This is a genomic window from Caproiciproducens sp., from assembly GCF_053840905.1.
This window is the reverse complement of sequence record NZ_JBNLXQ010000015.1, coordinates 50584-77049: the sequence shown is the minus strand read 5'-3', so window position 1 is coordinate 77049 and position 26466 is coordinate 50584. Positions and strand designations below refer to the sequence as shown.

Below are 26466 nucleotides of genomic sequence, written 5' to 3'. Positions count from 1 at the left end.
TTGGTGGAGACGAAGAGGATCGAACTCTCGACCTTACGGATGCGAACCGTACGCTCTCCCAGCTGAGCTACGCCCCCACAACGAAAGCTATTATATCATGTTGGCGGGACGATTTCAACTGTTATTTTCAATTTTATTTGATCTTATTTCCAATCAAACGTGCTGAAAATGGCTCGAAACCTGATTTCAGGCTTTATGGCTCCTTACGTATTGGCCTATTTTTTTGTCCTGTGTGGAGATGTGCTGAATCAGCCAGTCGATCACCATTTGATTGGCGTTGATAATCACGGCGATATTTCCGCCGGACCTGGCGTATTCGTCTTTCAGCTTTGCCAGCTCCGCGATAAAGTTGGTATGGAGCTTCTTTTGCGTTCCGTATTCGGGGTAATGAATGCTCAGCATGTATTTTTCCTCATCGCGAAAATGCATTTTTGTGTATTCGTCCAGGAAATTCAGCATTTGCGCGATGAATTCTTTCGCCTTGCCGTTTTTGCCGGCGTCAAACAGCTGGTTTGCCTTTTCAAACCAAATCTTATGCTGCTGATCGATTACGTCTACTCCTACGGATAAATCCTCCGTCCATCCCATAGCCATAAAAACATGCCGCCCTTCTGCAAAATTTGCTGTTTTCTTCCATTATTATATCGTTTTTGCGGTCCTCGTTCAATACTTCCTGAAAACTATTTTTCAGAGGGCTTTTTTGCCATGGAGAGGGCGTATTTGCAGAATTCCTTCATGCAGCACAGTTCGCATTTCGGACTGCGCGCGGTGCAGACCGCACGGCCGTGCAGGACAAGCCGGTGGCAGAAATCGTTGGACTCCTCCGGCGGAAGGATGGCGCGCAGCTGCTTTTCCACCTTAAAGGGCTCTTTGCCTTCGCTGAGGCCGATTTTCCCGCAGATGCGGATACAGTGCGTATCGGTAACCACGGCGGGTTTGTGATAGATGTCCCCGACGACCAGATTGGCGGTCTTTCTGCCCACGCCCGGCAAACGGGTAAGCTCCTCAATGCTGTCCGGCACCACGCCGCTGTATTCCTCCTTCAGCATCCGGCACATGGCGAAGATGTCGCGCGCCTTTGTCTTATAAAGCCCGCAGGAATGAATCAGTTCCTCAATTTCCTCCACAGTGCCTTTTGTAAAGGCCTCTAAGGTCGGGAAACGCGCGAACAGCGCGGGCGTCACAAGGTTGACCCGTGCGTCGGTGCACTGCGCGGACAGCCGGGTCGCGATTAAAAGCTGCAGCGGATTGGTATAGGTCAGGGAGCAGACCGCCCCCGGATATTCTTTTTTTAGCGCTTCCACCGCCAGAGCGGCACGCTGTTTTTTTGTCATAATAAATCCTCCTGTTTCGTGATCGTCACAATGCCTGATCCTCTTTCATTTTATAGGAAATATCGCAAAAGTACAAGTTGACAAGGACAGGATTATCCAATATCATGTTATAAACGAATCTTACAGCAATTCCATTTCAATTTGCAATACAAAACACGTTGTTGCAGAATCAAATGGAAATGCTGTAACAGGGGAAGGCGGAGAGAATATGAGCAGGTCGCAGCTGAAAATGCTGGCAGTGATTACCATGCTGATCGATCACGTCGGCGCGATCTTTTTCCCGTCCGTTCCGCTTTTCCGCATCATCGGGCGGCTTTCCTTTCCGCTTTTCTGCTTTTTTATCTCGGAGGGACTTCTTTACACCTCCAGCATGAAGAGCTATCTGACGCGCCTTTTTTTCTTTTCGCTGGTTTCCGAAGTTCCGTACGATCTGGCGTTCCACGGGACGGCGTATTACCCGCAGAGCCAGAATGTGTTTTTTACGCTTTTTCTCGGCCTTGCGGCAATCGCGATCCTTCACACTTATCTCATCGCCCGACCAGCCCCGGCGGTGCTCCTTGCCGTCGCCTGCGCGCTGCTTGCCGAAGCGCTGCATACGGATTACGGATGGTTCGGCGTGGTCCTGATCATCATCTTCTACTGCTTTAAAAACTACAGGACGAGGGGCGTTCTGATTTTTACCGTTTTCAATACCGGCTACGGCCTGCTGACCGGTCCGATCAAACTCTATGCCGCGCTGGCGGGATTTCCGATTCTCGCTTACAACGGCGAAAAGGGAAAATGGAACTGGAAATATTTCTTTTATGCTTTTTACCCGGTGCACCTGCTGATCCTGTATTTAGTGCATAAGGTTGCGTTTTAACACACGAAAGTGTATAATGAACATTAAAATACTCTGGGAAAGGGAATGAAGAAAATGTACAGTGATATGATGGACTCCATCGGCTTTGTTTCTCAGTCGGACCCCGCAGTCGGCGCGGCGATGAAAGAGGAATTGAAGCGCCAGCAGCGCAATCTTGAAATGATTGCTTCTGAAAATCTTGTTTCACCTGCGGTGATGGCCGCAATGGGCAGTATTTTGACGAATAAATACGCCGAAGGCTATCCCGCGAAACGGTATTACGGCGGATGCCAGTACGTCGACGTCGTGGAAAACCTTGCGCGCGACCGTGCCTGCGAGCTTTTTCACGCGGAACATGCCAACGTGCAGCCGCACTCCGGCGTACAGGCGAACATTGCCGTCTATTACGCGCTGCTGAACCCGGGAGACACCATCATGGGCATGAGCCTTGCCGAGGGCGGCCATCTGACTCACGGTTCTCCGGTCAACATTTCCGGAAAATATTTTCACTTCATTCCCTACGGCGTTGATCCGGAAACCGGACGGATCGATTACGACAAGCTCTATGAAACGGCTGTCAAAGAAAAACCCAAAATGATCGTGGCCGGCGCGAGCGCGTATCCGCGCACCATCGACTTCAAGCGCTTCCGTGAAATCTGCGACGCCTGCGGGGCGTATCTGATGGTGGATATGGCGCATATCGCGGGCCTCGTCGCCGCGGGCATGCATCCGAGCCCGGTGGAGTGGGCGGATATCGTCACCACGACGACTCACAAAACCCTGCGCGGCCCGCGCGGCGGCTTGATTCTGTGCCGCGAGAAGTACGCGAAGGCAATAGACAAGGCGATTTTCCCCGGAACGCAGGGCGGCCCGCTGATGCATGTGATCGCCGGCAAGGCGGTCTGCTTGGGCGAGGCGCTCAAGCCGGAGTTTCAGGAGTACGGCCGCAGAATCGTGGAAAACGCCGCCGCCCTTGCGGACGGCCTGCTGAAGCGCGGCGTCAAACTTGTCAGCGGCGGCACCGACAACCACATGATGCTGGTGGATTTGACCGGCCTGGAGCTGACCGGCAAGGAGCTGGAGCACCGCCTTGATTCCGTGTATATCACGGCCAACAAAAACACGGTGCCGAACGAGCAGCGCAGCCCGTTCGTGACCAGCGGCGTGCGTCTGGGTACGCCGGCGGTTACGACACGCGGGCTGAACACCGGGGATATGGACATCATCGCCGAATGCATCAGCCTTGCGATCCATGATTTTGAAGCAAGCGAGGACAAAATCCGCGGAATGGTCACGGAAATCTGCGACCGGTATCCGCTGTACGAATAATTCATTGAAGTCAGGTGGGGTGGTTACAATATGGCAGCGCCTTTGGCGGACCGGCTGCGCCCGCAGAAGCTGGACGACCTTGTCGGCCAGCGCCATCTTCTGGGGGAGGGCAAGGCCCTTCGCCGGATAATCGATTCGGGGGAAATCCCCAATATGATCTTTTACGGGCCGTCGGGCATCGGGAAAACCACGCTCGCCTCCATTATCGCAAAGCAGACGAAACGGGCCCTTTACAAGCTGAACGGTACGACCGCGTCCACGGCCGATATCCGCGCGGTGGTCGAACAGCTTGACACGCTCGCCGCCCCGAACGGGATTCTGCTTTACCTGGATGAGATTCAGTATTTTAATAAAAAGCAGCAGCAGACCCTTCTGGAATTCATAGAAAACGGGCAGATCACCCTGATTGCTTCCACGACGGAAAATCCGTATTTTTATGTATACAACGCCATTCTCAGCCGGTCGACGGTGTTTGAGTTCAAGCCGGTGGAAAAAGAGGACGTGCTCCCGGCTGTCCGGCGCGCGTTTGCTTTTATGGAACAGGAGCAGGCAAGGCCCATCTCCGTTGAGAAGGAAGCGGAGGAGTATATTTCCTCCGCCTGCGGCGGGGATGTGCGCAAGGCGATGAACGCGGTGGAGCTCTGCGTGCTTTCCGGCGAGGAAAAGGACGGCGTCTGCCGCGTATCGCTTCCGCTTGCCAGAGAGCTTACCCAGCGCAGCGCGCTCCGGTATGACCGCGCGGGGGACGAGCACTACGATATCCTTTCCGCGTTCCAGAAGTCCATGCGCGGCTCCGACCCGGACGCCGCCGTCCACTATCTGGCGCGCCTGATCGTGGCGGGCGACCTGCCGTCCATCTGCCGCAGGCTGATGGTCTGCGCCTGCGAGGACGTCGGGCTGGCCTACCCGCAGATTATCCCGATCGTCAAAGCCGCGGTGGACGCCGCGATTCAGGTCGGGCTGCCGGAAGCGAGGATCCCGCTTGCGGACGCGGTCATCCTTGTGTGCAGCGCGCCGAAGTCCAATTCCGCCTACTGCGCCGTCAACGCCGCCATTGCCGACATAGAAAAAGGCAGAATCGGGAATATTCCCCGCCAGCTTCAGAATAAACATTATGATGGGGAGGACAACTCGCACAAGGGGCAGTTTTATCAATATCCCCACGATTATCCAAACAAATGGGTTGCCCAGCAATACCTGCCCGACGAGTTGAAGGACGTTCGTTATTATGAGTACGGACAAAATAAAACGGAGCAGGCTTTCCTGCAGTATTGGAGTAAAATAAAGGGGAATAATACCTGAAAATTGTGTGAATTGTGTCTGAATCCGGGAGTTTGCGCTTGTATCGGCCGCTTGAGAGTGATATGATTGAGATAAAGGAAACGGGGGGTGTATCAATATGAAAAATGAGGTTCTCTTTAACTTAACATACGGAATGTACGCCATCGGCGTAAAGGACGAAAAAAAGCCTTCCGCCTGTATTGTCAATACGGTTTTTCAGGTGTGCAACACACCGAACATGATTGCCGTCAGCATGAACCACGACAATTACAGCCATGGCTGTATCGCCAAAAGCGGGCTTTTTACCGTATGCGTTTTATCGGAGGATACTTCCGGCGCCGTCATCGGCGCGCTGGGCTTCAATTCCGGCCGCGATACGGATAAGCTGAACAATGTTCACCATAAAATTCTGGCGGAGGGCGTGCCCGTCATCAAGGAAAATATCTGCTGCTGGCTTCTCTGCCGCGTGGTAAGCAGCGCAGAGACGCCGACTCACACGATTTTTGTCGCGGAAGTGGTCGCCGGCAGCGATGAGTCCAGGGGCGTACCGATGACCTACGATTATTACCACAAGGTGATTAAGGGCAAGGCGCCGAAAAACGCGCCGACCTATCAGAAGGAACAGCCGGCTGACGACAATAACGACGGGGAAAGCTGGATCTGTACTGTCTGCGGTTATATATACAACGATCCGGACATTTCCTTCGAGGAGCTGCCGGACGACTGGGTCTGTCCCATCTGCGGCGCGCCGAAGTCGGCGTTCAGAAGAAAATAGCGGAAGCTTTCTCAGAGCCTGTCCGGCTTTCGGACGGGTTCTTTTTTATTGCCGCCGCTTTTAAATACGGTCAGAAAGCTTTTGGCCGCGGCGGAAAGCATGCGGTCGTTTCGCCAGGTTGCGGTGATCTGGGTCTCCATCACGGGGCTGTCGATGATTTTGCACAGGCAGCCGGGGCTGCGGTAAAACGAGTCCATCGAATAAGGGGCGACGGCGATGCCCAGTCCCGCGTTCGCCCACATCAGGGCTGTGCGGGAGTCGTCGTTCAGGCAGAAAATATCCGGCTGGAATCCGGCCGCCTTGCAGGCCGACAGGATCAGTTTTTCATAGCGCCGGTAAATAATCAGCGGTTTGTCTTTCAGGGCTTCCAGGGGAATCCGGTCGTCTTGTGCGCCGCTGAAATATTTCCGGAAGCCGACCGCGATCATCGGCTCTTTTTCCAGGCTGTACCACGATGTGTTTTCCGCGTGGAACGGGGTCCGGATGACCGCGATTTCAATGACGCCGCCCGCCAGAAGCTCGATCAGCTGAAAGGTGTTCCCCTCGTGAAGCTCAAAGTTCACTTCCGGATACAGTTTGGCGTATTCCGTAATCCGCGGGTCAAGCAGGGGAAGGAAGGAGGAAGAGGTGACGCCCAACCGCAAAGTCCCCTTCATCTTTTCCCCGTACTCGCCCAGCTCGCGCGCGGCGGCGTCGGCCAGCTCCAGAATATTGCCCGCGCGCTTGTAAAGAATAATTCCAGCGTCCGTCAGCGTGATATGCCGCGCCCCGCGCTCCACCAGCTTGACGCCCAGCTCCGTTTCCAGAAGCTGAAGCTGGTGGCTCAGCGGCGGCTGGGAGATATGCAGCTTTTTCGCGGCTGCGCTGATGCTGCCCTCCTCACAGATTGCCACGAAATATGCAAGGCGTTTTAAATCCATCCTTTTTTCCTCCGGAATCTATATGAAATCAGTATGGGAAATAGATAAAATCAATATTATTCATATGGGTATCGATATGCTATAATAATACACGAAATTCACAAGACAGAACAGAGGAATGATTCAAAAAATGCTGAAGCTCGCGAAATACTTGAAGAAATACCGGAAGCAGGTCATTGTCGGGCCGATTTTTAAGCTGATCGAGGCAGTCTTTGAACTGATTGTACCGATCATCACGGCAAAGATGATCGACAACGGCGTGCGGACCGGCGACGTCGGCTATGTCTGGCGCATGGGCGCAGTCATGCTCCTGCTCGGCGTGACCGGCCTGTGTTCCGCGCTGATCTGCCAGAAGCTTGCCTCCGTCGCGTCACAGGGCTTCGGAACCGTGGTGCGCAGCGAGCTTTACAAACATATCAACACGTTTTCCCATTCGGAAATCGACCGTTTCGGGACCCCGTCCCTCATCACCCGCATGACGAACGATATCAACCAGCTTCAGTACGCGGTCGCGATGCTGATCCGCCTCGTTATCCGCGCCCCGTTTCTCGCGGTGGGCGCGGTGATTATGGCGATGCTGGTGGATTTTCCGCTTTCCGTCGTGTTTTTGATCGCGACTCCGCTGATTGGCCTGGTCCTTTACATCATTATGACTCGTTCCGTGCCGTTCTTCCGCGTCATGCAGAAAAAGCTGGACACGATTTCCCTTGTCACCCGCGAGGGGCTGAGCGGCGTAAGGGTCATCCGGGCGTTTTCCAAGCAGAAGAGCGAGGAGGAGCGCTTCAATGCGGCGGCGGACGACCAGACGGCGACCGCCATCCGGGTCGGCAAGCTTTCCGCACTGCTGAACCCCCTTACTTATACGATCATGAACTTCGCGGTGATCGCCATCGTATGGTTCGGCGGCTGGCGGGTCGATTCCGGCGCGATGACGCAGGGAGAGGTCATTGCGTTTGTCAACTACATGTCGCAGACCCTGCTGGCAATGATCGTCGTCGCCAATCTGGTGGTGACCTTTACAAAAGCCTCCGCTTCCGCTTCACGGGTCAACGAAGTGTTTGAGACCGTTTCCTCTGTTCCGGAGCCCGTCGGGGCGCCGGTTTTCCCTGTACCCGATACGCCGAAAGTCCAGTTTAAAAATGTGAGCTTTTCCTACGACGGGCCGGATAAATACGCAGTGAAGAATCTGGATTTTTCCATTATGCCGGGGGAAACCGTCGGCATTATCGGCGGCACCGGCTCCGGAAAGAGCACGCTGGTCAATCTGATTCCCCGCTTTTACGACGTGTCTTCGGGGGGAATTCTGATCGACGGGGTCAACGTGCGCGAGTATCCGTTTTCCGCCCTGCGCGGCCAGATCGGCATGGTGCCGCAGGAGGCCGTTCTGTTTTCCGGCACCGTTGAGAGCAATCTTCGCTTCGGATACCGGGACGCGACGCAGGAAGAAATGGAAAGGGCGCTGAAGATCGCGCAGGCGTATGAGTTTGTGTCCGCTCTGCCGCAGGGGCTTCAAAGCCCGGTCAATCAGGGCGGCAAGAATTTTTCGGGCGGCCAGAAGCAAAGGCTGACGATTGCCCGCGCGCTGGTCGGCGGCCCGCGGATTCTGATCCTGGACGACAGCGCCAGCGCGCTGGACTTCGCGACGGACGCGGCGTTACGAAAATCGATTCAAAGGGAAACCTCCGGCATGACCGTGCTGATGGTTTCCCAGCGCGCCAGCACCATCCGGCGCGCGGATAAAATCATCGTGCTGGACGACGGCGAGATCGCCGGAATCGGCACGCACGAACAATTGATGGAAAGCTGCCAGATCTATCAGGAAATCTGCCTGTCGCAGCTCAGCAGGGACGAGGTGAGCAAAAAATGAAAGGTTCCACATTAAAGCGGCTGTTCCGCTACGCGAAGCCGTATTCCGGCTTTTTGGCCGGTGCGCTCGTCAGCGCGCTGATTCATATTTCGCTCACCCTCTACGGGCCGATCCTGATCGGCCGCGCGGTCGACCGCATCATCGGGCCTTCCAACGTCGGCCACAGGGACATGATTCCCATTCTCGTTACGCTTGCGGGGACCATTGTGATCAGCGCGGTGTTTCAGTGGGTAATGGCGTACTGTACGAATAAAATCACCTATCATACGGTGCGCGACCTGCGCGCGCAGGCTTATCAGAAGCTCAACCGCCTGCCGCTCCGGTACATTGACGGCCACGCGCGCGGCGATATCATCAGCCGTGTCGTCAACGATGTCGATCAGGTCGCGGACGGCCTGCTGCAGGGGCTTACCCAGCTTTTTACCGGCGTCGTGACCATTCTGGGAACGCTTGTTTTCATGCTGACCATCAGTCCGGTCATTACGGTGGTGGTTGTGCTGGTTACGCCCCTTTCGCTGTTTGTGGCCGGCTTTATCGCCCGGATTTCCCACCGGCAGTTTATCGAGCAGCAGGCGACCCAGGGCGAGCTCAGCGGTTATGTGGAGGAAATGATCAGCGGACAGAAAATCATAAAGACGTTCCTCTATGAAAGCCGTTCGGAAGAAGCGTTCAACGAGATTAACCGGCGGCTCTACAACTGCGGGGTAAAAGCGCAGTTTTATTCCTCCCTTTCCAACCCCAGCACCCGTTTTGTCAACGGCGTCGTGTACACCGCGGTCGCGGCAATCGGGTCGCTCTGCGCGATTACGGGCCGTCCCGGTCCGCTGACGATCGGACAGATCACCTCGTTTCTGGCCTATGCCAATCAGTATACCAAGCCGTTTAACGAAGTGACCGCGGTCATTACCCAGATTCAGACGGCGTTTGCCTCCGCCGACCGTCTTTTCCGGCTGCTGGACGAGGAGGAGGAAACACCGGACGCTCCCGGCGCGCTGACCCTGACGGACAGCGAGGGGAACGTGGACGTGGAGCACGTGTGTTTTTCCTACCGTCCGGAAGCAAAGCTGATTCAGGATATGAACCTGAAAGCGAGAAAGGGCGAGCGGATCGCGATTGTCGGCCCGACCGGATGCGGAAAGACCACCATTATCAACCTGCTGATGCGCTTCTATGACGCGGACAGCGGCACCATCAAAATCGACGGGGTCGATGTAAAAGACGTCACCCGCGACAGCCTGCGGAAAATGTTCGGCATGGTGCTGCAGGAGACCTGGCTTTTTTCCGGAACGGTGCGCGACAATATCTCGTACGGAAGCGAGCGTGTGACGGAGGAACAGATCGTCGCCGCGGCAAAGGCGGCGCACGCCCACTCGTTCATCATGCGCCTGCCGAACGGGTACGACACCCTGATTTCGGAGGACGGCGGCAATATTTCGCAGGGGCAGCGGCAGCTGCTTTGTATTGCCCGGGTGATGCTGGTCGACCCGCCGATCCTGATTCTGGACGAGGCGACCAGCTCCATCGATACCAGAACGGAAATCCGTATTCAAAAGGCGTTTACCGAAATGATGAAGGGGAGAACCAGCTTTATCGTGGCTCACCGTCTTTCCACCATCAAGGAGGCGGACCTGATTCTGGTGATGAACAGCGGAAGCATCATCGAGCAGGGAACGCATGAACAGCTTCTGCAAAAGCAGGGCTTTTACGCGAATCTTTACAACAGCCAGTTCGCGGTCGCGGATTAGCGGAACAGGAGCCCCGGCTTTGCCGGGGCTCCTGTTATCTTACCGTAAATTTATAAATGGTCGTGTGCCTGTATTTCCCGCCCGGTTTTAAATTCCGGAAAGGGAATTCCGGGTGATGGACCGAGTCGGGGAAAAACTGTGTTTCCAGGCAGACCGCATGGTGCGCCAGATGCCTTTTTCCCGCCTTGCCGGCTGCGCCGGGGGCAAAGCTGTTCGCGGTGTAAATCTGTATCCCGGGCATATCGGTAAAGACCAGCATCGCCCTGCCGCTCAGCTGGTCGTACAGCTCCGCGGCTTTTTTCATGCCGTCCGCGCCCTTAATCACGAAATTATGGTCGTAGCCTCCGCAGCTTTTCAAGAGGCTGTCGTTTGCCCGGATGTCCTGCCCGATGGTTTTGGGCTTATTGAAGTCATACGGCGTACCGGCGACCGGGGTCAGCCCGCCGGTGGGGATCAGGTCGGTTCCGACCGCGGTAATCGCATCCGCGTTGATCTGCAGCTCCTGTGAAAGGATGCTGTTTCCGACGTCCCCGCTGATATTGAAGTAGGAATGGTTGGTAAGGTTGACCGGTGTTTCACGGTCGGTCTGCGCGCCGTAATCGATGATCAGCGCGTTGTCCGTGCTGAGGGTGTACTGAACGGTTACGTTCAGGTTCCCGGGGAACCCGCATTCCCCGTCCTCGCTGAGGTAAGTAAAGGTGACGGACGGCGCGTCGTCGTCATGGTCGCTGCATTTCAGCCGCCAGACCCGGTCCTGAAACCCGCCCGGGGCGCTGTGCAGGGAATTCTTTCCGTCGTTTGCCGCGAGCGCGTATTTCTTTCCACCGATTTCAAATTCCGCCCCACCGATCCGGTTGGCGTAGCGGCCGACGGCGGCCCCGAAAACGTCGCCCTTTTCAAGGTATCCGTCCAGTGTGTCGTGCCCCAGGACCACGTCCCCGAAATTTCCCTTTCTGTCGGCGGTCAGCAGCCTGACAATGCGGCAGCCGTAGGTGATCACCTGCGCGGTCATCCCGCCTCTATTGCGCAGGGTATAGCTGTCGATTACGGTGCCGTCCGGCAGTTTTCCAAATACAGATTTTTCAATGCTCATCGTTCAGCCTTCTTCTGTCATATTTGGTGATGAGGAATCATTTGCCCAGCAGCGCTGCGCCGATAATTCCCGCATCGTTTCCCAGCAATGCCCTGCAAATCTTTGTCTGTCCCTGCGGGCTGAGGGAATAGGCTTCCCTGTCGACATATTCGCGCAGCGGCTTCAGAAGGGTTTCCCCCTCGTTGCAGATGCCGCCGCCGATGCAGAGGATGTCCGGCTGGAACGCGTTGATGCAGTTGGCCAGCCCGCAGCCCAGGTACTCGATGTATTCGTCCACAACGGCTTTCCCGATCGGGTCGCCCGCGCGCATGGCGTCAAAGGCGGTACGCCCGTCCACCTTGTTCAGGTCGCCGTCCGCCAGCTTCCAGATGGGACTGCCGCGGTCGGCGGATTTCTCCATCGCCTCTTTGGTGGAGCGGATCAGGCCGGTGGCGGAAGCGTATGTTTCCCAGCAGCCGTCGCGGCCGCAGGTGCAGTGCCTTCCCTGAAAGACAATAACGGTATGTCCCATTTCTCCCGCGCCGTAATTGGAGCCGGAATAAATTTTACCGTCGATGAGGATGCCGCTGCCCACTCCGGTGCCGAGCGTAATCGCCATTGCGTTTTTCGCGCCCTTGAGCGCGCCCGCCTGATATTCGCCGTAGGCCGCCGCGTTCGCGTCGTTTTCCACGATGACCTTTTTATTCATTTTTGCTTCCAGAAACTTTCTGAGTTCGAAATGGTTAAAATACAGGTTGTTGGAAAATTCCACCACGCCGGTGTCCGTATTGACGGTACCGGGGGTGCCGATGCCCACCCACGGCACGTCGTCCAGAGTGAGGTTTGCGTTGCGCAGCGCTTCCATTGCGGTGGAAGCAAGCTGCTCGCACATATCTTCAGGAGGGCAGGGTACGGCGGTCTTTCTTTTCGCCGTAGCAATGATTTGACTGTTTTCGCCGACGACGCCAACCTTAATGTTGGTTCCCCCAAGGTCAATTCCCAGATAATACATTTTTTATCCCCTTCGTCCGTTATTTCAAAGTACGGCAACAAAAGCGCATTCAGGCGCCCCGCCGTTCGTTCATCTGCTGTAATATGTGAATAGTATAGCATTATCGCATGGGAATTGTAAACATATTGTGTTCCGCAGCACAAAAAATTGTTATGAAGCGAAAACTTGTGCTATAATAGAAAAGATACAAAATCTGGAATGGAGATCGTGCCGTGGATTTTAAAGCACTCCCCAAGGGAATGAGAAACAAATATACGAAGGAATATCTCACTCTGCTGAACAAGCGCAGGTTTTCGCTCGGCGCGAAGCGTGCGTTTGATATCGTGGCATCGCTGCTGATCCTTGCGGTTTGTTCGCCGTTTTCCCTTCTTTTGGCGCTGGCCATTAAAATCGACTCCAGAGGACCGGTGTTTTACCGGCAGGTTCGCGTCGGACGCTACAATCAGGATTTTAAGATTTTTAAGTTCAGGACGATGGTGCGGGACGCCGACAAAATCGGGCCTCCGCTGACGGTGGGCGACGACCCGCGCGTGACAAAAGTCGGAAGGCTCATCCGGAAATTGCGGCTCGACGAGTTTTCGCAGCTTTTAAATGTCCTTGGCGGAAGCATGAGCCTTGTCGGTCCCCGGCCGGAGGTCCGAAAATATGTGGATGTCTATGCGCCGGAATATATGGCGACGCTGCTGATCCGGCCCGGCATTACCGCTACCTCGAGCATTGCGTTCAAGGATGAGGACAGCCTGCTCAATGCGGCCGAAGACCCGGAGAAGGTGTATGTGGAACAGATTTTACCGCCTAAAATGGCGTATAATCTGGAATATATGAAAAATATCTCCCTGCTGAACGACATCAAAATTATGTTCCGGACCGTCGGCGCGGTGCTGAAATAGACGGATTCATATTTCACCTCTGCTTGTTCATAATAAGCGTGAGGTGATTTTTTATGTTTGAGAATTGGCGGAAGAACAGGAAAACAGAAGGCAAGGGAAATATGGATGTAGACAAAATGGCGGCTACGCTTCCCAATATGAGCAAAAGCGAAATTCCGACCGATGTGCTGGGCAGTTATACCGGCACGGCCAGAGACGGTGAAAAACCGGATCAGGACGCGGATGACCTTTGAATTTTTGCAATATTTTCAGTCCTCCCTTCATAATAATGGATAGACAGTAGGTGATCGCTTGTTTCATCATATGATTATGAAGAGAAAAAGGCTCGTTGCTTTTATCCTTGTCCTCGCGGCGGCGGCAGGAATTGCCGCCGCCTCAGGCCGTTACGGAGAAAGTGTGCCCGCGGATGCACAGCCCGAGAGCGCGGCGTCGTCTTCCTCCGGCGATTACATAAAGTACGTTGAGTTCAACGTGCCGTATCTTGCGCTCAAAAAAGCGATGAATCTGGATATTGCCTCTCAGGAGAAAGGGAAGAAGGTAAGCTGGATCGAACTGCTTGCCTGTCTTGCCGCGAAATACGGAGGGAATTTTTCACGCTATAAGAGCAATGACCTGGACGTTCTGATGGAAAAACTGGAAACGCAGAGCATGGCGGACCTGACAAAGAACATGAAATATTATTCCTACTATTTTAAGGCGTACACGGCGATTCTGGGCGGACTTCTCGGCACCTATACCGACGGCAGCGGAGAGGAAAAATACGGCCTGATCGGATTTTCACCGATTGCCAAAACCTTTCCGTATGAGGAATACGACGATTTCGGCGCGTCCCGGACTTACGGATACAAACGGCAGCACCTCGGCCACGATATGATGGCCGCGACCGGCACGCCCGTCATCGCGGTGGAATCCGGTATTGTGGAGGCGCTGGGCTGGAACCAGTACGGCGGCTGGCGCATCGGGATCCGCAGCTTTGACAAGCAGCGCTATTATTACTATGCGCATTTAAGGCAGAACCGCCCCTATGCCGCCAACCTCGCGGTCGGTCAGACGGTGACCGCCGGCGATGTGATCGGATATGTGGGACACACGGGCTACAGTACGAAGGAAAACGTCAATAATATTAAGGTGAGCCATCTGCACTTCGGCCTTCAGCTGATTTTCGACGAAAGCCAGAAGGAAAGCGTCAACGAAATCTGGGTGGATGTATATCAGCTGTGCAAGCTGCTGCGCCAGAATCAGTCCGAAGTGGTGCGTGACAGCGCCACAAAAGAATATTCCCGAAAAAATCAGATTCAAATTCAGTATTGACAGGAAAATTCTATTTGATTTTGCCGCTGCGCTATGCTATAATAGCAAATGTTAAATTGCTGGTGTGGCGGAATCGGCAGACGCAAGGGACTTAAAATCCCTCGGTGGCAACACCGTATCGGTTCAAGTCCGATCACCAGCACCAAAACAGGGGACGCCCGCATGGGCGTCCCCTGTTTTTGCGTTGATGACCCCAAGAATCCGGAAGCCGGCACAAGCCGGGAGAAAGAAACAGGGCTGCCATAACAGATGAAATATGAGGGGACTCGCGGAACGCGTGCTGTTGTACGACCGCCAAGTCCGATCAGCGGCGGGTCGCCGCGGACAATTCGCGCTCGCACCTGTACGGTGTGGGCGCATTTTATCGCACGAGATTTTGCCCCATGGGGCGATTCTTCGTTTTTGCGTTTAACGAAAATAACCGTCAGCTCTGCCGGCAAAAATAAAATGCTTTGGCTTTCAGCATGGGAGGTAAAAAATTTTCGGTATCGGGAACTTTTTGCACTGCTGGTGCGTCTTTATTAATGAGACCGAACAGATGGGAAAGCAGGAGAAAAACGATGCGCAAACAAATACCGGACGATTTGAAAGAATGTATCGAAAAGAACAAGGAAAGCATGTATCGCTTGGCTTATAGTTACACGAAGAGCAGGGAAGTGGCGCTGGACGTCATTCAGGAAACGGTGGTGCACGCTTTGGAAAAGGCGCATACGTTACGGGATCCCTGCAAAATGAAAAACTGGGTTTTCCGCATACTGGTGAATGAGAGTGTCAGCTGGTATCGGAAGAACAGGCGTACGGTATCGCTTTCTGAACAGGACGAGGTACCGTTGCAGGACAGAACGGCGGAAATCGCCGAAGCGCTGGATGTTTACAGGGCCGTACAGGCGCTGAATCCGGAGCTGAAAACCGTCATAATTCTTCGGTATTATGAAGATATGCGGTTGGAGGACATCGCAAAAATTACACACACGCCCTTGAATACGGTGAAATCCCGGCTGAGGCGCGGATTGGACCAGATTAGAAAATACCTGTAAGGAGAGTTTCTTATGATGCTGGAAGATTATCTCAGAGATTCAAAAGGCTGCTACCGTGAAATCCCGGTCCCGGAGGAGCTGCAGGACAAAATTGCAGCTGCATACCGTTCTTTCCGGCCGGAGACCGCCAGAGAAACGCGCGTTTTGCGGTGGATAGCGGTGTCTGCGGCGAGCGTGTTCGCGGCGTTCGTTATTTTGCTCAACAGCAGCCCCGTGTTTGCCCGTTCGACCCGCGAAATCCCGGTGGTGGGCGGCATTGCCCGGGTGTTTACGTTTCGCGAGGATTTCAAACAGGATCCGGGTCAGACCCTTACCGTCAAGGAGCCAAAGATTTCCGGCCTGAAAAACAACGTCAATCAGAACCAAATCAATCTCCTCGTCCAGACGAAGGTAGAGACGGCGCGGGAAATGCTGGAAGAGAGAAGCAAGCAGGAACGGGAAGCCTTCCTTCAGACAGGAGGCAAGGCGGAAGATTACATTCCTGCCAAATCTTCCATCACCTATTCTATAAAATGCAGCAATACCAAAATGCTCTCCTTTGTGTTGGACATCACATGGGACAGGGCGCAATCTTCCCTGGAACAGGTTTTTTACAATCTTGACCCTGACACCGGGGCTGCATTGACACTCGAAAATCTGCTCGGCAGGGATTACAAAACCGTTGTGGACGACAGTGTCCGGAAGCAAATGAAGGAACGCGCCGCACAGCATAGTGACTGGATGTATTTTACGGGGTCCGATGGGTTTCAGGGAATTCGTCAGGACCAGAAGTTTTATGTTAACGCGGATGGAAAGGTAGTCATTGTGTTCGATAAATATGAAATTGCCCCCGGATTCATGGGTCCGCAGGAATTTATCATTTCTGCCGCGCAGCCGTCCGGCGCGTCTTCAGCAGGCTGATCCATGAAGGTCTTCTGCTTTCCCGGTGAATCGATCCGATCTGTTCCCATACCATATGTGGCCGCACAGAAGGCCATCCGTCTGGAAAGCGGCTCTCCGGGCGCAAAAAAAGCCGCCCGTTGAGGACGGCAAGAGAATTAGATGGTGGGGTCGCTGTCTTTCGCGCTTCCGCTTTGAGCAGGTTTCGCAGTTTCCTTAGCCTCTCCGGGCGTTGGCATTCGTATTGGTACCGGAGCCGGGACCGTTGGAATATGTGCGGGAGAAACTGAGTCTGGATCAGGCACAAGCAATTTCTCTTTCATCTATTCAATCTCCTTTCGGAAATTAGCCTGTCCAATCGCTGGGATTTTATCAAAAAGCGGCTTTCACCGTGAAGCGAAAGCCGCAAATTCAATTTAAAATAGGATCTGCAAATCCCGACGTCACTGCATGGACTGGCATTCCTGCACGCATTTTTTGCATTCCGCGGCGCATTTCGCACAGTGATCGTCCTTAAATGCTCCGCATTCCTGAGCGCACTCATTACAAATCGTCGCGCACAGTTTGCATAATTCCATAGCATGGCAGGAATCCGACGCCATAAAGGACGCGGCTTCCTTACAGATGCAAGCGCATTCATGAAGTTTGGCAATGCACTTTTTTCTATTTGCCACATCGGGCTCGTCAAGGCACATTTTCATACATTCCAGACATGCCTGTGCGCATTTGTTGCATTCGTCGATGCAGGTTTGGTTTTTATTATTCATATTTACAATCCCCATAACTAACTCCTTGTAGATTTTATTTCTGTTATTATTCCTGAGAAGTTAAAATTTATGTGGATATCCGATAGCCGTTCTCTATTCCCGCCACTCGTAAATGGCAAGGATGCGCGGCGTAAACTCATGAAAACGATGCTCTTCGTTCGTAAGCGAGACGAGGAAATGGCCATCGGCACGATATACGCCGCTGGTATAAAGATGCGCTTCGGCGTCGCTTGACCGGCAGGCTCCGCAGTTTGCGCAGCTGCATGCGTCCGGGTTTTCAAACTCCACCCAAACCGGTCTCCCGTTATAATCTGTTAAGTTCCGAATGATTTTTCCCTTCATAATTATCACCTGCTTTATTTTATTATACTTCACTTTTTCCCGATTGTACAATCATATTCTTCCCGCACAGCCGGGATGTTTCCGCTAACGGCTTCATAGACAAATCCGCATCGGATTCATTGGTGAATTTTTTTCTTGAAAATCATTAATCATTCTGCTATAATATAATTAAAGTTGAGCTTTTATAATTTGGGGGATAGGTTTGTGCACGAATCTATAATACAATAATTAGCTCAATTCACAATTTGGGACTCCCCTCTCAACTGCTTTTGGGCGGCTGGGAGGGCTTTTTAAATCAGGATGCAGGCGGCGGAACCGTCAGATCCGAAAGAACACGGAATAGGGTGGATTCCTCACTGACCGTCAGCGGGAATTTGCCTATTTTTCCGTTGCCCGTCATACATTTTATGGAGATGTTATGATAAGGGGGAGTCTGCATGAAATTGCTTTTTTCAAAACAGGTAAAAAGGTTCGTCGGGCTTGTAATTGTCGTTTGTTTGGTGATCGCAGCGCTTTTTAATGCTGCGGGGTATTTCTTTCACTGCAAATATATCAGCGTTGCGGCGGCGGTGGCCGAGGTGGATCAATACGAAGTAAGGACCGGGCTTTTGATGGATGCAATGGACCGGGTGGGGGTATGCGCGCCGGAAGCAGCCGCCGCGGTATGGGCCGACGGCCTGAAAGGCAGAAGCGGGGCGATGCAATATTCCGTCATGGATTCCAGGCTCAAAAAGGAGTATGTCCAACAGCTTGACCAATACAATCCCAATTGGGTAACGGGAGTGTCCAGCCCTTGGATAGAAAGTTATAAAATCACCGGTCAGACGCAGACGGGAAGCGGCCAATATGAGATTCGGCTTTCTTTTTCCACTGTAACCTCGGGCGGTCCCGCCGGGGACTATCACGCTGCGCTGACGGTTGTCAGAGACGGCGGCTTTTGGCGCATCACGAAAATATCCGCGGACGAAGGGCTACACCCGTATATGGGTCTGTTATGAACAGAATCAGCCAATTGCGAAAGGCTGCCGCCAACGACAATTGTCGTTTGGCGGCAGCCTTCCGTCGCTTCAGCGCAAAGGACCGTCGGATTTGTGAGTGATCCCTGTAAGGAAACAGTGCTTTTTCCGCCCGCTTACAGTTATCACTTCCTTTGGCGCGGGGCTTTGATCTCAGAATTTATGAAACAGACGGCGGCTTATGGAATATCCTGATATTGATCCATTCTTTTCAATTGAGGTGATCGCATGCAAACGGTTATTATCAGATTCTTTGATAAAAAAGTTGGATACAAAGCCGCAAATTTTCTCAGAAGCTTGGGATATCAGGTGAATTCCATCGGGCGGACCTACTGGAACAGTTTTTATCCGTTTGCTTCGTGTATCATCCTGGAAATCAATTATGAAGCATAACGGCTGTCAATGAAAACAGCTGTTCCCGGGGAAACAGGCGCCGTCCCCCAGATCGGATTCGATCCGCAGCAGCTGGTTGTATTTTGAGACACGCTCGCTGCGGCTCGGGGCGCCGGTCTTGATCTGGCCCGCGTTCAGCGCGACCGCCAGATCGGCAATGGTCGTGTCTTCCGTTTCGCCCGAGCGGTGGGAAATGATCGCCGTATAGCCGGCCTTATGCGCCATCTTCACGGCGTTCAGGGTTTCTGTCAGGGAGCCGATCTGATTCAGTTTGATCAGGATGGAATTCGCGCAGTGCAGGTTGATTCCCTTCTTCAGCCTTTCCGTATTGGTAACGAACAGATCGTCGCCGACAAGCTGTACCGAACCACCCAGCTCTGCCGTCAGCTTTTCCCAGCCCTGCCAGTCGTCCTCGCCCAGCGGGTCTTCAATGGAGCGGATAGGGTATTTCTGGCTCAGGGCCTTCCAGTACGCGACGAGCTGGTCCGTCGTATAGGAGGTATGGTGCTTCGGAAGCAGGTAGCCGCCGCCGGATTTCCACTCGCTGGAGGCGGCGTCAATCGCGAGAACAAAGTCCCTGGAGGGCTGGTAGCCCGCTTTTTTGACCGCTTCCAGAATCAGCTCGATCGCTTCTTCGTCCGTGTCGAGGTTGGGGGCGTAGCCGCCTTCGTCGCCGACGGAGGTGGACAGCCCTCTTTCCTTCAGGATGGAAGCAAGCGTATGGAACACTTCCGCGCACCAGCGCAGCCCTTCCCGGAAAGACGGCGCCCCTACGGGCATAATCATGAACTCCTGGATGTCCACGTTGTTTGCCGCGTGCGCTCCGCCGTTCAGGATGTTCATCATGGGGACGGGGAGGGTGTCGGCGTTTACGCCGCCGATAAAACGGTACAGCGGCAGATGGAGCGCGGCTGCCGCGGCCCTTGCCGCCGCGAGGGAAACCGCCAGAATGGCGTTCGCCCCCAGCTTGGATTTCTCTTTGGTGCCGTCGAGCTCGATCAGCCTTTGGTCAATGGCCGCCGTGCGGGTGCTGTCCCATCCGCAGAGGGCATCGTTGATTACCGTGTTGATGTTGTCGACCGCTTTCAAGACGCCTTTTCCGCCGTAGCGGGCAACATCCCCGTCGCGAAGCTCGAGGGCCTCAAACGAACCCGTGGACGCTCCGCTCGGAACAGAACCCGTTCCCACGGTGCCGTCGTTCAGCGTTACGGCCGCCTCAACCGTTGGATTTCCTCTGGAATCCAGAATTTCTCTTGCAACAATATTTTTAATACGATAGTCAGACATATTGCTTGCCCTCCTTATGTTTTTTATATCAGTTAGCGAAAGCTAACTATCTTCATTAAAAATAGCACAATTTACTGAAAATGTCAATTGGTGGTATCCAATTTTTTCTGTTAAAAAGAGATTAAAAAATGGGATGCCACGGCCGGAAAAACCGCCCGTTCCAAAGAGGCGGAAATTGTTAACATTTGACATATTAACTTGATAATTGCCAGTTTTTAAGGTATAATCGAACCAGTAATGTCAACGGATGCCAGAGCTGATTTGATTGTAAGGCGGGCCTGTTTTTTACAGGAAGGAAAAATTCTTCCGTATCTATGGATGATTGCCCGTCTGTATTGAATAAATACTACATAATTGGAGTGAATGAATTGAAAAATCTGAAAAAGCGGATTGCGGCGGGAACGCTTTCGCTGATCTGTGCCGCGGGTGTTATGATCACCCTGCCGCCGGCTGTTTCCGCAGCGGCGGCTGCGACCGCGCAAACAACGGATTATTTGAATCTGCGCGAGGGCGCGGGTATGGATAAGAAAGTCATTTTGACGCTCAGCAAAGGAGTCACCGTTACGGTCCTTGACTCGTCCAACGCAACGTGGGCGAAGGTGCAGACCTCCGGCGGCAAACAGGGGTACTGCAGCAAGCAGTATCTCAGCGTCTCCGGCGCCGCTTCCAATTCCGGGACTTCGTCTTCCGGGACGACCGCGGTTACCACGGCGTCTTTGAATATGCGCGAGGGCGCGGGCACCACCAGCAAAATTATCGTTACCCTTCCGAAGGGGACTTCCGTCAAGGTGATCGACAGCTCCAACCCCTCCTGGCTGAAGGTGCAGACAGCGGACGGCAAACAGGGGTACTGCAGCAAGGAGTTTTTAAACGTGTCCTCCTCGTCCGGCTCCGGTACGACGGCAAATACCGGCTCCGCCAATACCGGTTCCGCGGCGTCGGTCTCCGCGCTGACCACGGATTATCTGAACCTGCGCGAGGGCGCGGGTACCAATTATAAGGTCATACTGACCATCAGCAAGGGGACGGCCGTAAAGGTGCTGGACAACTCCAACGCACAGTGGGCCAGGGTGGAAACTTCCGGCGGCAAACAGGGGTACTGCAGCAAAGAGTATCTGAACATCAGCACTTCCGGCGGTACGACGAACACAAACACCAATCCCGCTCCTGCCACGGGAACCACCGGTACCACGGCGGTGACGACCGATTCCCTCAATGTGCGCGGCGGCGCGGGAACGACCTACGGGGCCATTGTCACGCTGGCGAAGGGCGTCACCGTGACGGTAACGGACAATTCCAACGCGTCGTGGGCGAAAATCAGGACTTCGGATGGGAAAGAAGGCTATTGCAGCAAGCAATATCTGAATGTCAGCACTTCCACCGGAACCAACACGAATCCCAATCCCGCTCCTTCCACGGGAACCGCCGGCACTGCCACGGCGGTGACGACCGATTCCCTCAATGTGCGCAGCGGCGCGGGAACGACCTACGGGGTCATTGTTACGCTGGCCAAAGGCGTTACCGTGACGGTAACGGACAATTCCAACGCGTCATGGGCGAAAATAAAGACTTCCGATGGGAAGGAAGGCTATTGCAGCAAGGAATTCCTGAATATCGCACAGACCGGCAACAATAACGGTACGGATCCCAATACGAACCCCGGAACGGATCCCGGTTCCGGGGATCCTACAGGCTCCGATTCCCACACCATTACGGGTGCGAGCGTAACGGCCGACATGCTGCGGCTCAGGGAATCGCCCGATACAAGCGCCAAAATTCTCGCAAACCTGCCGAGGGGGACGAGCCTGACGGTGCTGGACACTTCCAATTCGGCCTGGACCAAGGTGCAGACCGCCAGCGGGGTTGCGGGCTACGTCAGCTCGGAGTATATTCAGCTTCATTATTCCGACGATGTAACGAACACCACCGCGCTTTCGCTCTCCACCACGGCCCAGAGTATCCCGGTGGGGAAGACGCTGTATATTCAGGCCGGCATTTCCCCGAGCGGAACCTATGTCAGCTGGACGAGCAGCAATCCGAATGTCGCCACGGTTTCAAACGGATATGTCTATGCCGTTTCCAACGGCACCGCGGTGATCACGGCCAAATCGGGAACCTATACGGCGGCCTGCAATGTAACGGTAACGGACGCGGAACCGGTAAAGACCGCGTTTGCTTCTCCGAATATTGCGAGTACGGGCGCGGCGGTAACGCTGACCGCGGTGACCGACACCGCGCGCGCCGGCGTGCAGTTCGTCATTACGATGCCGGACGGCAGCAAAAGAGCGCTGAACGCCGATTCCTGCACGAACGAGTCCAAACAAAACACCGATACGAAAAAATGGACGGCTACCACGACCTTCAGCACGGCCGGAACCTATTCCTTTACCGCTTATTCGCTGCTGAACGGAAGCATGAGCGCCACGGGCTACACCACCAATGCGTATGTTTCCAACCAGCAGGATTTCGTTACGACTTCCAGTGAGGAGCGCAGGGCCAGCGACCAGATGATTTCCCTGATTGCCAAGTGGGAGGGTTACAGCCCGACCGTGTACGCCGACCAGCTGACGTCGAATCAGGTGCCCACGATCGGATACGGCTGCACCTTCGGGGCAAACGCGATTTTCTACAACAATATGACGGAAACGGAAGCATGGTCGCTTCTGATCAATAAGATCAATAATTCCTCTTACACAACCGAACTGAACAAAATGATTCAGAACAACCGTTTCCTGATGAGCCAGAATCAGGCCGACTGCCTGATCAGCTTTGCCTATAATGTCGGCGCGGGCTATTTCAACAGCAGCGCGGAGATGGATTTCAGAAGGATCATGAAAAATGCGGTGATCCCGCCGGCGCTCTTCTCCGGGCAAACGCTTGCGGCGACTGTGACGAAGGACACTATCGTCAGGGATCAGCCCAGCATCGGCGGGAACGAGGTCTGCAGCGTGCTGTCGGGTACCTCGCTCAATGTGACCGAATGTAACTTCGCTAACACGAGGGATGGCTGGTATAAGGTACAGCTTTCCAATGGAAGCACCGGCTGGGTCAATTCCGGATACATCAATCTGTCCAACTCCGACTCCCTGACCCACGACCTCAACTACACCAACGCCAACGCGTTCGGCTCCGACCTCATCCGCTGGAATCAGGCGGGTGGCAAGTTCTATGCCGGCCTGTTCTACAGAAGGCTCGGCGAAGCGAACGTTTACAACTACGGCGATTATGAAGCGGTGAAGTTCAACCGTTACAATTACACCTATCCCAACGCGGCAGCGGGACTGAGCTGAGAAGCGAACTCTCGCAGTTTGGCAGATTGCCTATAAGCTGAGGCCCCCTCGAGGAGGGGGCCTTTCTTTGTCTACTATGAGAAAGGTAATGCCCTCGGCGGCGCTCAATTAGTAGGAGGAAACAACAAGCCCATTTGCCCCCGTACCCCCGTCAATGAAAACCACCATGGCATCGTATTGTGTAATGGTATTTGGGGATACCTGGGGGTGCAGGGGGATTTTATGGAACCCTCCCGCCGGGAATCCAAAATCCCCCTGCGCGTCCTTTGCCTACTTTCGGACAAGAGCGAAAGTAGGGGCCCGCCCGGCCTGAGGGCGAGCTAATGAACCGACGGCGACTTGTCGGTCGAGAAAGGTCCACGTCTGGTGTGACAGAAGGAGTGGGAAAGCTTGCGGGAAACGGACTCCCCCAGCAGGCTTCGACTGACAGACGTCAATTCCACATTAGACCAATTAAGAGTAACTCCGCAGGCGCTTCCCGACCAGCAGGTCTGCCGCCCGGCGCGACGGCGGGAGTCAACCTGCAACGCGAAAAGCGCCCGCGGACATTGTCCGCGGGCGCTTTGTGAATGAAGTAAATATGCTTGGAAAAAATTACTGTAAGAGTTTCAGAACGTTCTGAGGCTGTGTATTTGCCTGAGCAAGCATGGACTGAGCGGCCTGAGCAAGAACGTTGTTCTTGGTCATTTCCATCATCTCAGCAGCCATGTCAACGTCACGGATACGGCTCTCAGCGGAAGTCAGGTTCTCGCTGGTGGTACCCAGGTTGTTCACAGTGTGCTCAAGTCTGTTCTGCAGTGCGCCAAGGTCGGCTCTTGTGCCGGAAACCGTGTTGATAGCGGCTTCAATTGTCGCAATTGCGGCGTTTGCGGCGTCCTGATTCGCGACAGAAATCTTGTCAATGCCTAAGCCCTTGGAGCTCATGCTGGCAATGTTCAGCGAAACCTGCTGATCTTCAGAAGCACTTGCGCCGATCTGTAAAGTAAGACCCTTGCCGCCGACTTCTTTCATATCAGAAATCGTAACGACGTTAGAAGAATTAGTCGCGGAAGTAATATCATATGCCGCCAGAGTAGCTTTAAGATTTGCAGCTGCGTCATTGCCGTTGCTATCGTCGCCAATTACAACTGCAATATTTCCGGCTTTGACATCCGTCAGTGTATCCGCATCTTGGAATTCATAGGTACGACCGCCAATGGAAACAGTGTCGCCAGCAGTAGGAGCGGCTGTAAACGTAATTGTAGAATATTCATTCTTAGCGGTTTTATTATCCGTAACAGCGGTTGTAGCAGTAAGAAGACTGGCTCCATCTTTACCGGCTGTCTTCGCTGTGAAAGTGATGGTACCATCACTTTCAGCTTTTACAATAAAATTGGCAGAAACACCAGGGTCAGCATTTAAAGATTTGGCAATTTCAGTAGCATTTGTTGCTTTAGTGGGAGTATCTTCATTATCAGTATACTTAACAGATACAGTTTGCTTTTTGCCATTGTCATCAAGATAGGAAACGTCATACGCTGTTTCTACTCCTTTGGCAGATGGAGTACCAACAGCAGCAGCGGTAAATGTACCTTTCTCTGCGGCATGAGCTACTACCACTGCGTTATCAGAGGAAGAAGCAATCTCCGATGTGCCAAGGGTACCATCCAGAAGATTGATCTTGTTGAAGTTGGTGGAAGAGGAAATTCTGTTGATTTCCTTTGACAGGGCTTCAACTTCCTTGCTGATGTTCTCGCGGTCAACGTCATTCTGGTAAGTACCGTTAGAGGACTGAGTGGCCAGCTCTTTCATTCTCTGCAGAATGGAAGCGGTCTCATTCAGAGCGCCTTCAGCGGTCTGTACAAGGGAAATACCGTCGTTCGCGTTGTTTTCGGCCTGATCCAGTCCACGGATCTGGCTTCTCATTTTCTCGGAAATCGCAAGGCCTGCGGCGTCGTCGGCGGCGCTGTTGATGCGGTAGCCGGAAGACAGCTTCTCAAGGTTTTTGCTGACGGCGTTGTTGTTGCTGGCCAGCATTCTGTTTGCATTTAAGGCTGCAATATTGTGTTGAATACGCATAATTTTTTCCTCCTGAATTTTGTTTCGTACGTGCGGCGAAACGCCGGTCACGCCTTTTTTGAAAGAACGTCCATGTTCTTTGCCGTGCGGTTGATTCCTGCCCCGACGGGCCCTGTCGCAGCAGAAACAAGATACTGTGTAAGTTTTTTGCTTACAACTGATATTTCGGTATGAATCTGGAAAAGTTTAGGGTATTTTGCGGAATTTCGAAATATTTTTTCTTTTTGACTCTCCTGGTCAGATTTTGTCTGCCGGCCCTCTCAAAAAGAGAGCCTAACCCCTGCCTCCCTCTCAGAGGGAGGTGTCGCGCCGGGCGCGACGGAGGGAGTCTCAATCCTCCGGCTTTTTCTGTAAAGCCTTTTTCAGCTGGTCAAGGGCCTGCTGTTTAGGCGCCACGCTGGCTTCCTCATTCATGGCGCGGGTCTCCCAAAGCTCTTTGCGGATGATCGGGATTTCCTTCGGCGCGTTGATGCAGATTTTCACGCGGTCGCCGCTGATTTCGGATACAATAATTTCAATGTTGTCTCCAATAATAACGGATTCGGAGACTTTTCGGCTGATGACGAGCATCGGAAGCGCCTCCTATCTTTTATCGCTGAATAACTGATAGCGGATGGGGTAATCTGAATTTTCCAGAATGATCTGTTTCGCCTTTTTGGTGTTGACGTCGATCACGATCGGCGCTTTCAGGTTGATGACGGATTCGCTCAGATTCGGCTTGATGACCGCCACTGCCAGAACACAGAGGTTTTCCGCGTCCGTTTCTCCGAAATAATCCAGCTCCGATTGGGGGAAAACGGGGCTGTAGCCGTGGACGATCGGGTAGGGGTCCACCACCACGAAAGAGGGGATGTCGCTGTGGGCGGCCTGCAGGCTCCAGATAATCCCATTTTCCTCTTCATGGTACAGAAGATATTCCCTGATATCCTCAAAGCCTAAAATCCCTTCTTCAAAATAAATGATATTTTGAACGCTGGTTTCCATGTTCTGTAATTCTGCCTGATTCGTGTCCATAATTTC

At 53.6% G+C, this 26466-nt stretch carries 24 protein-coding genes and 2 tRNA genes; 14 read left to right on the top strand and 12 right to left on the bottom strand.

The features are described 5' to 3' along the window. Window position 1 precedes the first annotated feature (1 nt). The 3 genes from ACQGQ5_RS13915 to nth form a co-directional block, all read right to left on the bottom strand. Window positions 2-77: transfer RNA gene (locus ACQGQ5_RS13915), tRNA-Ala, on the bottom strand. 109 nt (window positions 78-186) lie between these two features. Then, window positions 187-594, bottom strand: coding sequence for a bacteriohemerythrin (locus ACQGQ5_RS13910; protein WP_455737092.1), 408 nt, complete (start codon window positions 592-594; stop codon window positions 187-189). Between the two features lie 86 nt (window positions 595-680). Further along, window positions 681-1334: an endonuclease III gene (gene nth, locus ACQGQ5_RS13905; protein ID WP_455737091.1), complete on the bottom strand. Its 654-nt coding sequence runs from the start codon at window positions 1332-1334 to the stop codon at window positions 681-683. Between the two features lie 208 nt (window positions 1335-1542). Between nth and ACQGQ5_RS13900 the strand changes: the two genes are divergently transcribed. The 4 genes from ACQGQ5_RS13900 (at window position 1543) to ACQGQ5_RS13885 (ending at window position 5560) form a co-directional block, all read left to right on the top strand. Further along, on the top strand, window positions 1543-2196 hold the full coding sequence (locus tag ACQGQ5_RS13900) for a TraX family protein (protein WP_455737090.1): 654 nt from the start codon (window positions 1543-1545) through the stop codon (window positions 2194-2196). Between the two features lie 54 nt (window positions 2197-2250). Beyond that, complete coding sequence (locus tag ACQGQ5_RS13895) at window positions 2251-3504, top strand: serine hydroxymethyltransferase (protein WP_455737089.1); 1254 nt, start codon at window positions 2251-2253, stop codon at window positions 3502-3504. Between the two features lie 30 nt (window positions 3505-3534). Continuing rightward, window positions 3535-4806 (top strand): replication-associated recombination protein A, encoded by a 1272-nt coding sequence (locus tag ACQGQ5_RS13890; RefSeq protein ID WP_455737088.1) that lies wholly within the window; start codon window positions 3535-3537, stop codon window positions 4804-4806. A gap of 97 nt (window positions 4807-4903) precedes the next feature. Beyond that, window positions 4904-5560 (top strand): flavin reductase, encoded by a 657-nt coding sequence (locus tag ACQGQ5_RS13885; protein WP_455737087.1) that lies wholly within the window; start codon window positions 4904-4906, stop codon window positions 5558-5560. A gap of 11 nt (window positions 5561-5571) precedes the next feature. On the opposite strand, the gene ACQGQ5_RS13880 is transcribed toward ACQGQ5_RS13885, so the two are convergent. Beyond that, the gene (locus ACQGQ5_RS13880; protein ID WP_455737086.1) at window positions 5572-6480 is read right to left on the bottom strand and encodes a LysR family transcriptional regulator; all 909 of its coding nucleotides are present in this window, start codon (window positions 6478-6480) and stop codon (window positions 5572-5574) included. A 130-nt stretch (window positions 6481-6610) separates the two neighbouring features. Here ACQGQ5_RS13880 and ACQGQ5_RS13875 point away from each other — a divergent pair, with 130 nt between their 5' ends. Next, window positions 6611-8347, top strand: coding sequence for an ABC transporter ATP-binding protein (locus ACQGQ5_RS13875; RefSeq protein ID WP_455737096.1), 1737 nt, complete (start codon window positions 6611-6613; stop codon window positions 8345-8347). Then, window positions 8344-10092 (top strand): ABC transporter ATP-binding protein, encoded by a 1749-nt coding sequence (locus tag ACQGQ5_RS13870; RefSeq protein WP_455737085.1) that lies wholly within the window; start codon window positions 8344-8346, stop codon window positions 10090-10092. Before ACQGQ5_RS13875 ends, ACQGQ5_RS13870 begins: the two co-directional genes overlap by 4 nt. Before the next feature lie 34 nt (window positions 10093-10126). Here ACQGQ5_RS13870 and ACQGQ5_RS13865 read toward each other — a convergent pair whose 3' ends face one another. Both ACQGQ5_RS13865 and ACQGQ5_RS13860 read right to left on the bottom strand, forming a co-directional pair. Then, window positions 10127-11185: an aldose epimerase family protein gene (locus ACQGQ5_RS13865; protein WP_455737084.1), complete on the bottom strand. Its 1059-nt coding sequence runs from the start codon at window positions 11183-11185 to the stop codon at window positions 10127-10129. A gap of 37 nt (window positions 11186-11222) precedes the next feature. Further along, window positions 11223-12176 (bottom strand): ROK family protein, encoded by a 954-nt coding sequence (locus ACQGQ5_RS13860; protein WP_455737083.1) that lies wholly within the window; start codon window positions 12174-12176, stop codon window positions 11223-11225. 212 nt (window positions 12177-12388) lie between these two features. Between ACQGQ5_RS13860 and ACQGQ5_RS13855 the strand changes: the two genes are divergently transcribed. The 6 genes from ACQGQ5_RS13855 (at window position 12389) to ACQGQ5_RS13830 (ending at window position 16314) form a co-directional block, all read left to right on the top strand. Further along, the gene (locus tag ACQGQ5_RS13855; protein ID WP_455737082.1) at window positions 12389-13066 is read left to right on the top strand and encodes a sugar transferase; all 678 of its coding nucleotides are present in this window, start codon (window positions 12389-12391) and stop codon (window positions 13064-13066) included. A 101-nt stretch (window positions 13067-13167) separates the two neighbouring features. Then, window positions 13168-13299, top strand: coding sequence for a hypothetical protein (locus ACQGQ5_RS13850; protein ID WP_455737081.1), 132 nt, complete (start codon window positions 13168-13170; stop codon window positions 13297-13299). 58 nt (window positions 13300-13357) lie between these two features. Then, complete coding sequence (locus ACQGQ5_RS13845; RefSeq protein ID WP_455737080.1) at window positions 13358-14377, top strand: M23 family metallopeptidase; 1020 nt, start codon at window positions 13358-13360, stop codon at window positions 14375-14377. A 58-nt stretch (window positions 14378-14435) separates the two neighbouring features. Then, window positions 14436-14522: transfer RNA gene (locus ACQGQ5_RS13840), tRNA-Leu, on the top strand. Between the two features lie 415 nt (window positions 14523-14937). Beyond that, on the top strand, window positions 14938-15414 hold the full coding sequence (locus tag ACQGQ5_RS13835) for a sigma-70 family RNA polymerase sigma factor (protein ID WP_455737079.1): 477 nt from the start codon (window positions 14938-14940) through the stop codon (window positions 15412-15414). A gap of 12 nt (window positions 15415-15426) precedes the next feature. Continuing rightward, window positions 15427-16314: a DUF3298 domain-containing protein gene (locus ACQGQ5_RS13830; RefSeq protein ID WP_455737078.1), complete on the top strand. Its 888-nt coding sequence runs from the start codon at window positions 15427-15429 to the stop codon at window positions 16312-16314. A gap of 422 nt (window positions 16315-16736) precedes the next feature. Here the strand turns inward: ACQGQ5_RS13830 and ACQGQ5_RS13825 are convergent, their stop codons facing one another. Together ACQGQ5_RS13825 and ACQGQ5_RS13820 are read right to left on the bottom strand one after the other, a co-directional pair. Then, entirely contained in the window at window positions 16737-17075 is a 339-nt protein-coding gene (locus ACQGQ5_RS13825) for a four-helix bundle copper-binding protein (RefSeq protein WP_455737077.1), read from the bottom strand. Window positions 17076-17153: 78 nt separating this feature from the next. After that, window positions 17154-17402 (bottom strand): hypothetical protein, encoded by a 249-nt coding sequence (locus ACQGQ5_RS13820; RefSeq protein ID WP_455737076.1) that lies wholly within the window; start codon window positions 17400-17402, stop codon window positions 17154-17156. Between the two features lie 437 nt (window positions 17403-17839). Here ACQGQ5_RS13820 and ACQGQ5_RS13815 point away from each other — a divergent pair, with 437 nt between their 5' ends. Then, window positions 17840-18400, top strand: coding sequence for a hypothetical protein (locus ACQGQ5_RS13815; protein ID WP_455737075.1), 561 nt, complete (start codon window positions 17840-17842; stop codon window positions 18398-18400). Between the two features lie 417 nt (window positions 18401-18817). On the opposite strand, the gene eno is transcribed toward ACQGQ5_RS13815, so the two are convergent. Beyond that, the gene (eno, locus tag ACQGQ5_RS13810; protein ID WP_455737074.1) at window positions 18818-20098 is read right to left on the bottom strand and encodes a phosphopyruvate hydratase; all 1281 of its coding nucleotides are present in this window, start codon (window positions 20096-20098) and stop codon (window positions 18818-18820) included. Between the two features lie 368 nt (window positions 20099-20466). Between eno and ACQGQ5_RS13805 the strand changes: the two genes are divergently transcribed. Then, the gene (locus tag ACQGQ5_RS13805) at window positions 20467-23388 is read left to right on the top strand and encodes an SH3 domain-containing protein (protein WP_455737073.1); all 2922 of its coding nucleotides are present in this window, start codon (window positions 20467-20469) and stop codon (window positions 23386-23388) included. Window positions 23389-23982: 594 nt separating this feature from the next. Here the strand turns inward: ACQGQ5_RS13805 and ACQGQ5_RS13800 are convergent. From ACQGQ5_RS13800 to fliW, 3 genes are all read right to left on the bottom strand, one after another. Continuing rightward, on the bottom strand, window positions 23983-25446 hold the full coding sequence (locus ACQGQ5_RS13800) for a flagellin N-terminal helical domain-containing protein (RefSeq protein WP_455737072.1): 1464 nt from the start codon (window positions 25444-25446) through the stop codon (window positions 23983-23985). Window positions 25447-25776: 330 nt separating this feature from the next. Next, window positions 25777-26016 carry a carbon storage regulator gene (locus tag ACQGQ5_RS13795; protein WP_455737071.1) on the bottom strand — a complete coding sequence of 80 codons (240 nt, stop codon included), beginning with the start codon at window positions 26014-26016 and terminating at the stop codon, window positions 25777-25779. Window positions 26017-26028: 12 nt separating this feature from the next. Beyond that, complete coding sequence (gene fliW, locus ACQGQ5_RS13790) at window positions 26029-26460, bottom strand: flagellar assembly protein FliW (protein ID WP_455737070.1); 432 nt, start codon at window positions 26458-26460, stop codon at window positions 26029-26031. Between the last annotated feature and the right edge of the window lie 6 nt (window positions 26461-26466).

Bases quoted from the DNA above. Each gene is read 5' to 3' on its own strand.
- ACQGQ5_RS13910 (WP_455737092.1), bottom strand. From the start codon at position 594: ATGGCTATGGGATGGACGGAGGATTTATCCGTAGGAGTAGACGTAATC.
- nth (WP_455737091.1), bottom strand. From the start codon at position 1,334: ATGACAAAAAAACAGCGTGCCGCTCTGGCGGTGGAAGCGCTAAAAAAA.
- ACQGQ5_RS13900 (WP_455737090.1), top strand. From the start codon at position 1,543: ATGAGCAGGTCGCAGCTGAAAATGCTGGCAGTGATTACCATGCTGATC.
- ACQGQ5_RS13895 (WP_455737089.1), top strand. From the start codon at position 2,251: ATGTACAGTGATATGATGGACTCCATCGGCTTTGTTTCTCAGTCGGAC.
- ACQGQ5_RS13890 (WP_455737088.1), top strand. From the start codon at position 3,535: ATGGCAGCGCCTTTGGCGGACCGGCTGCGCCCGCAGAAGCTGGACGAC.
- ACQGQ5_RS13885 (WP_455737087.1), top strand. From the start codon at position 4,904: ATGAAAAATGAGGTTCTCTTTAACTTAACATACGGAATGTACGCCATC.
- ACQGQ5_RS13880 (WP_455737086.1), bottom strand. From the start codon at position 6,480: ATGGATTTAAAACGCCTTGCATATTTCGTGGCAATCTGTGAGGAGGGC.
- ACQGQ5_RS13875 (WP_455737096.1), top strand. From the start codon at position 6,611: ATGCTGAAGCTCGCGAAATACTTGAAGAAATACCGGAAGCAGGTCATT.
- ACQGQ5_RS13870 (WP_455737085.1), top strand. From the start codon at position 8,344: ATGAAAGGTTCCACATTAAAGCGGCTGTTCCGCTACGCGAAGCCGTAT.
- ACQGQ5_RS13865 (WP_455737084.1), bottom strand. From the start codon at position 11,185: ATGAGCATTGAAAAATCTGTATTTGGAAAACTGCCGGACGGCACCGTA.
- ACQGQ5_RS13860 (WP_455737083.1), bottom strand. From the start codon at position 12,176: ATGTATTATCTGGGAATTGACCTTGGGGGAACCAACATTAAGGTTGGC.
- ACQGQ5_RS13850 (WP_455737081.1), top strand. From the start codon at position 13,168: ATGGATGTAGACAAAATGGCGGCTACGCTTCCCAATATGAGCAAAAGC.
- ACQGQ5_RS13835 (WP_455737079.1), top strand. From the start codon at position 14,938: ATGCGCAAACAAATACCGGACGATTTGAAAGAATGTATCGAAAAGAAC.
- ACQGQ5_RS13830 (WP_455737078.1), top strand. From the start codon at position 15,427: ATGATGCTGGAAGATTATCTCAGAGATTCAAAAGGCTGCTACCGTGAA.
- ACQGQ5_RS13825 (WP_455737077.1), bottom strand. From the start codon at position 17,075: ATGGGGATTGTAAATATGAATAATAAAAACCAAACCTGCATCGACGAA.
- ACQGQ5_RS13820 (WP_455737076.1), bottom strand. From the start codon at position 17,402: ATGAAGGGAAAAATCATTCGGAACTTAACAGATTATAACGGGAGACCG.
- ACQGQ5_RS13815 (WP_455737075.1), top strand. From the start codon at position 17,840: ATGAAATTGCTTTTTTCAAAACAGGTAAAAAGGTTCGTCGGGCTTGTA.
- eno (WP_455737074.1), bottom strand. From the start codon at position 20,098: ATGTCTGACTATCGTATTAAAAATATTGTTGCAAGAGAAATTCTGGAT.
- ACQGQ5_RS13800 (WP_455737072.1), bottom strand. From the start codon at position 25,446: ATGCGTATTCAACACAATATTGCAGCCTTAAATGCAAACAGAATGCTG.
- ACQGQ5_RS13795 (WP_455737071.1), bottom strand. From the start codon at position 26,016: ATGCTCGTCATCAGCCGAAAAGTCTCCGAATCCGTTATTATTGGAGAC.
- fliW (WP_455737070.1), bottom strand. From the start codon at position 26,460: ATGGACACGAATCAGGCAGAATTACAGAACATGGAAACCAGCGTTCAA.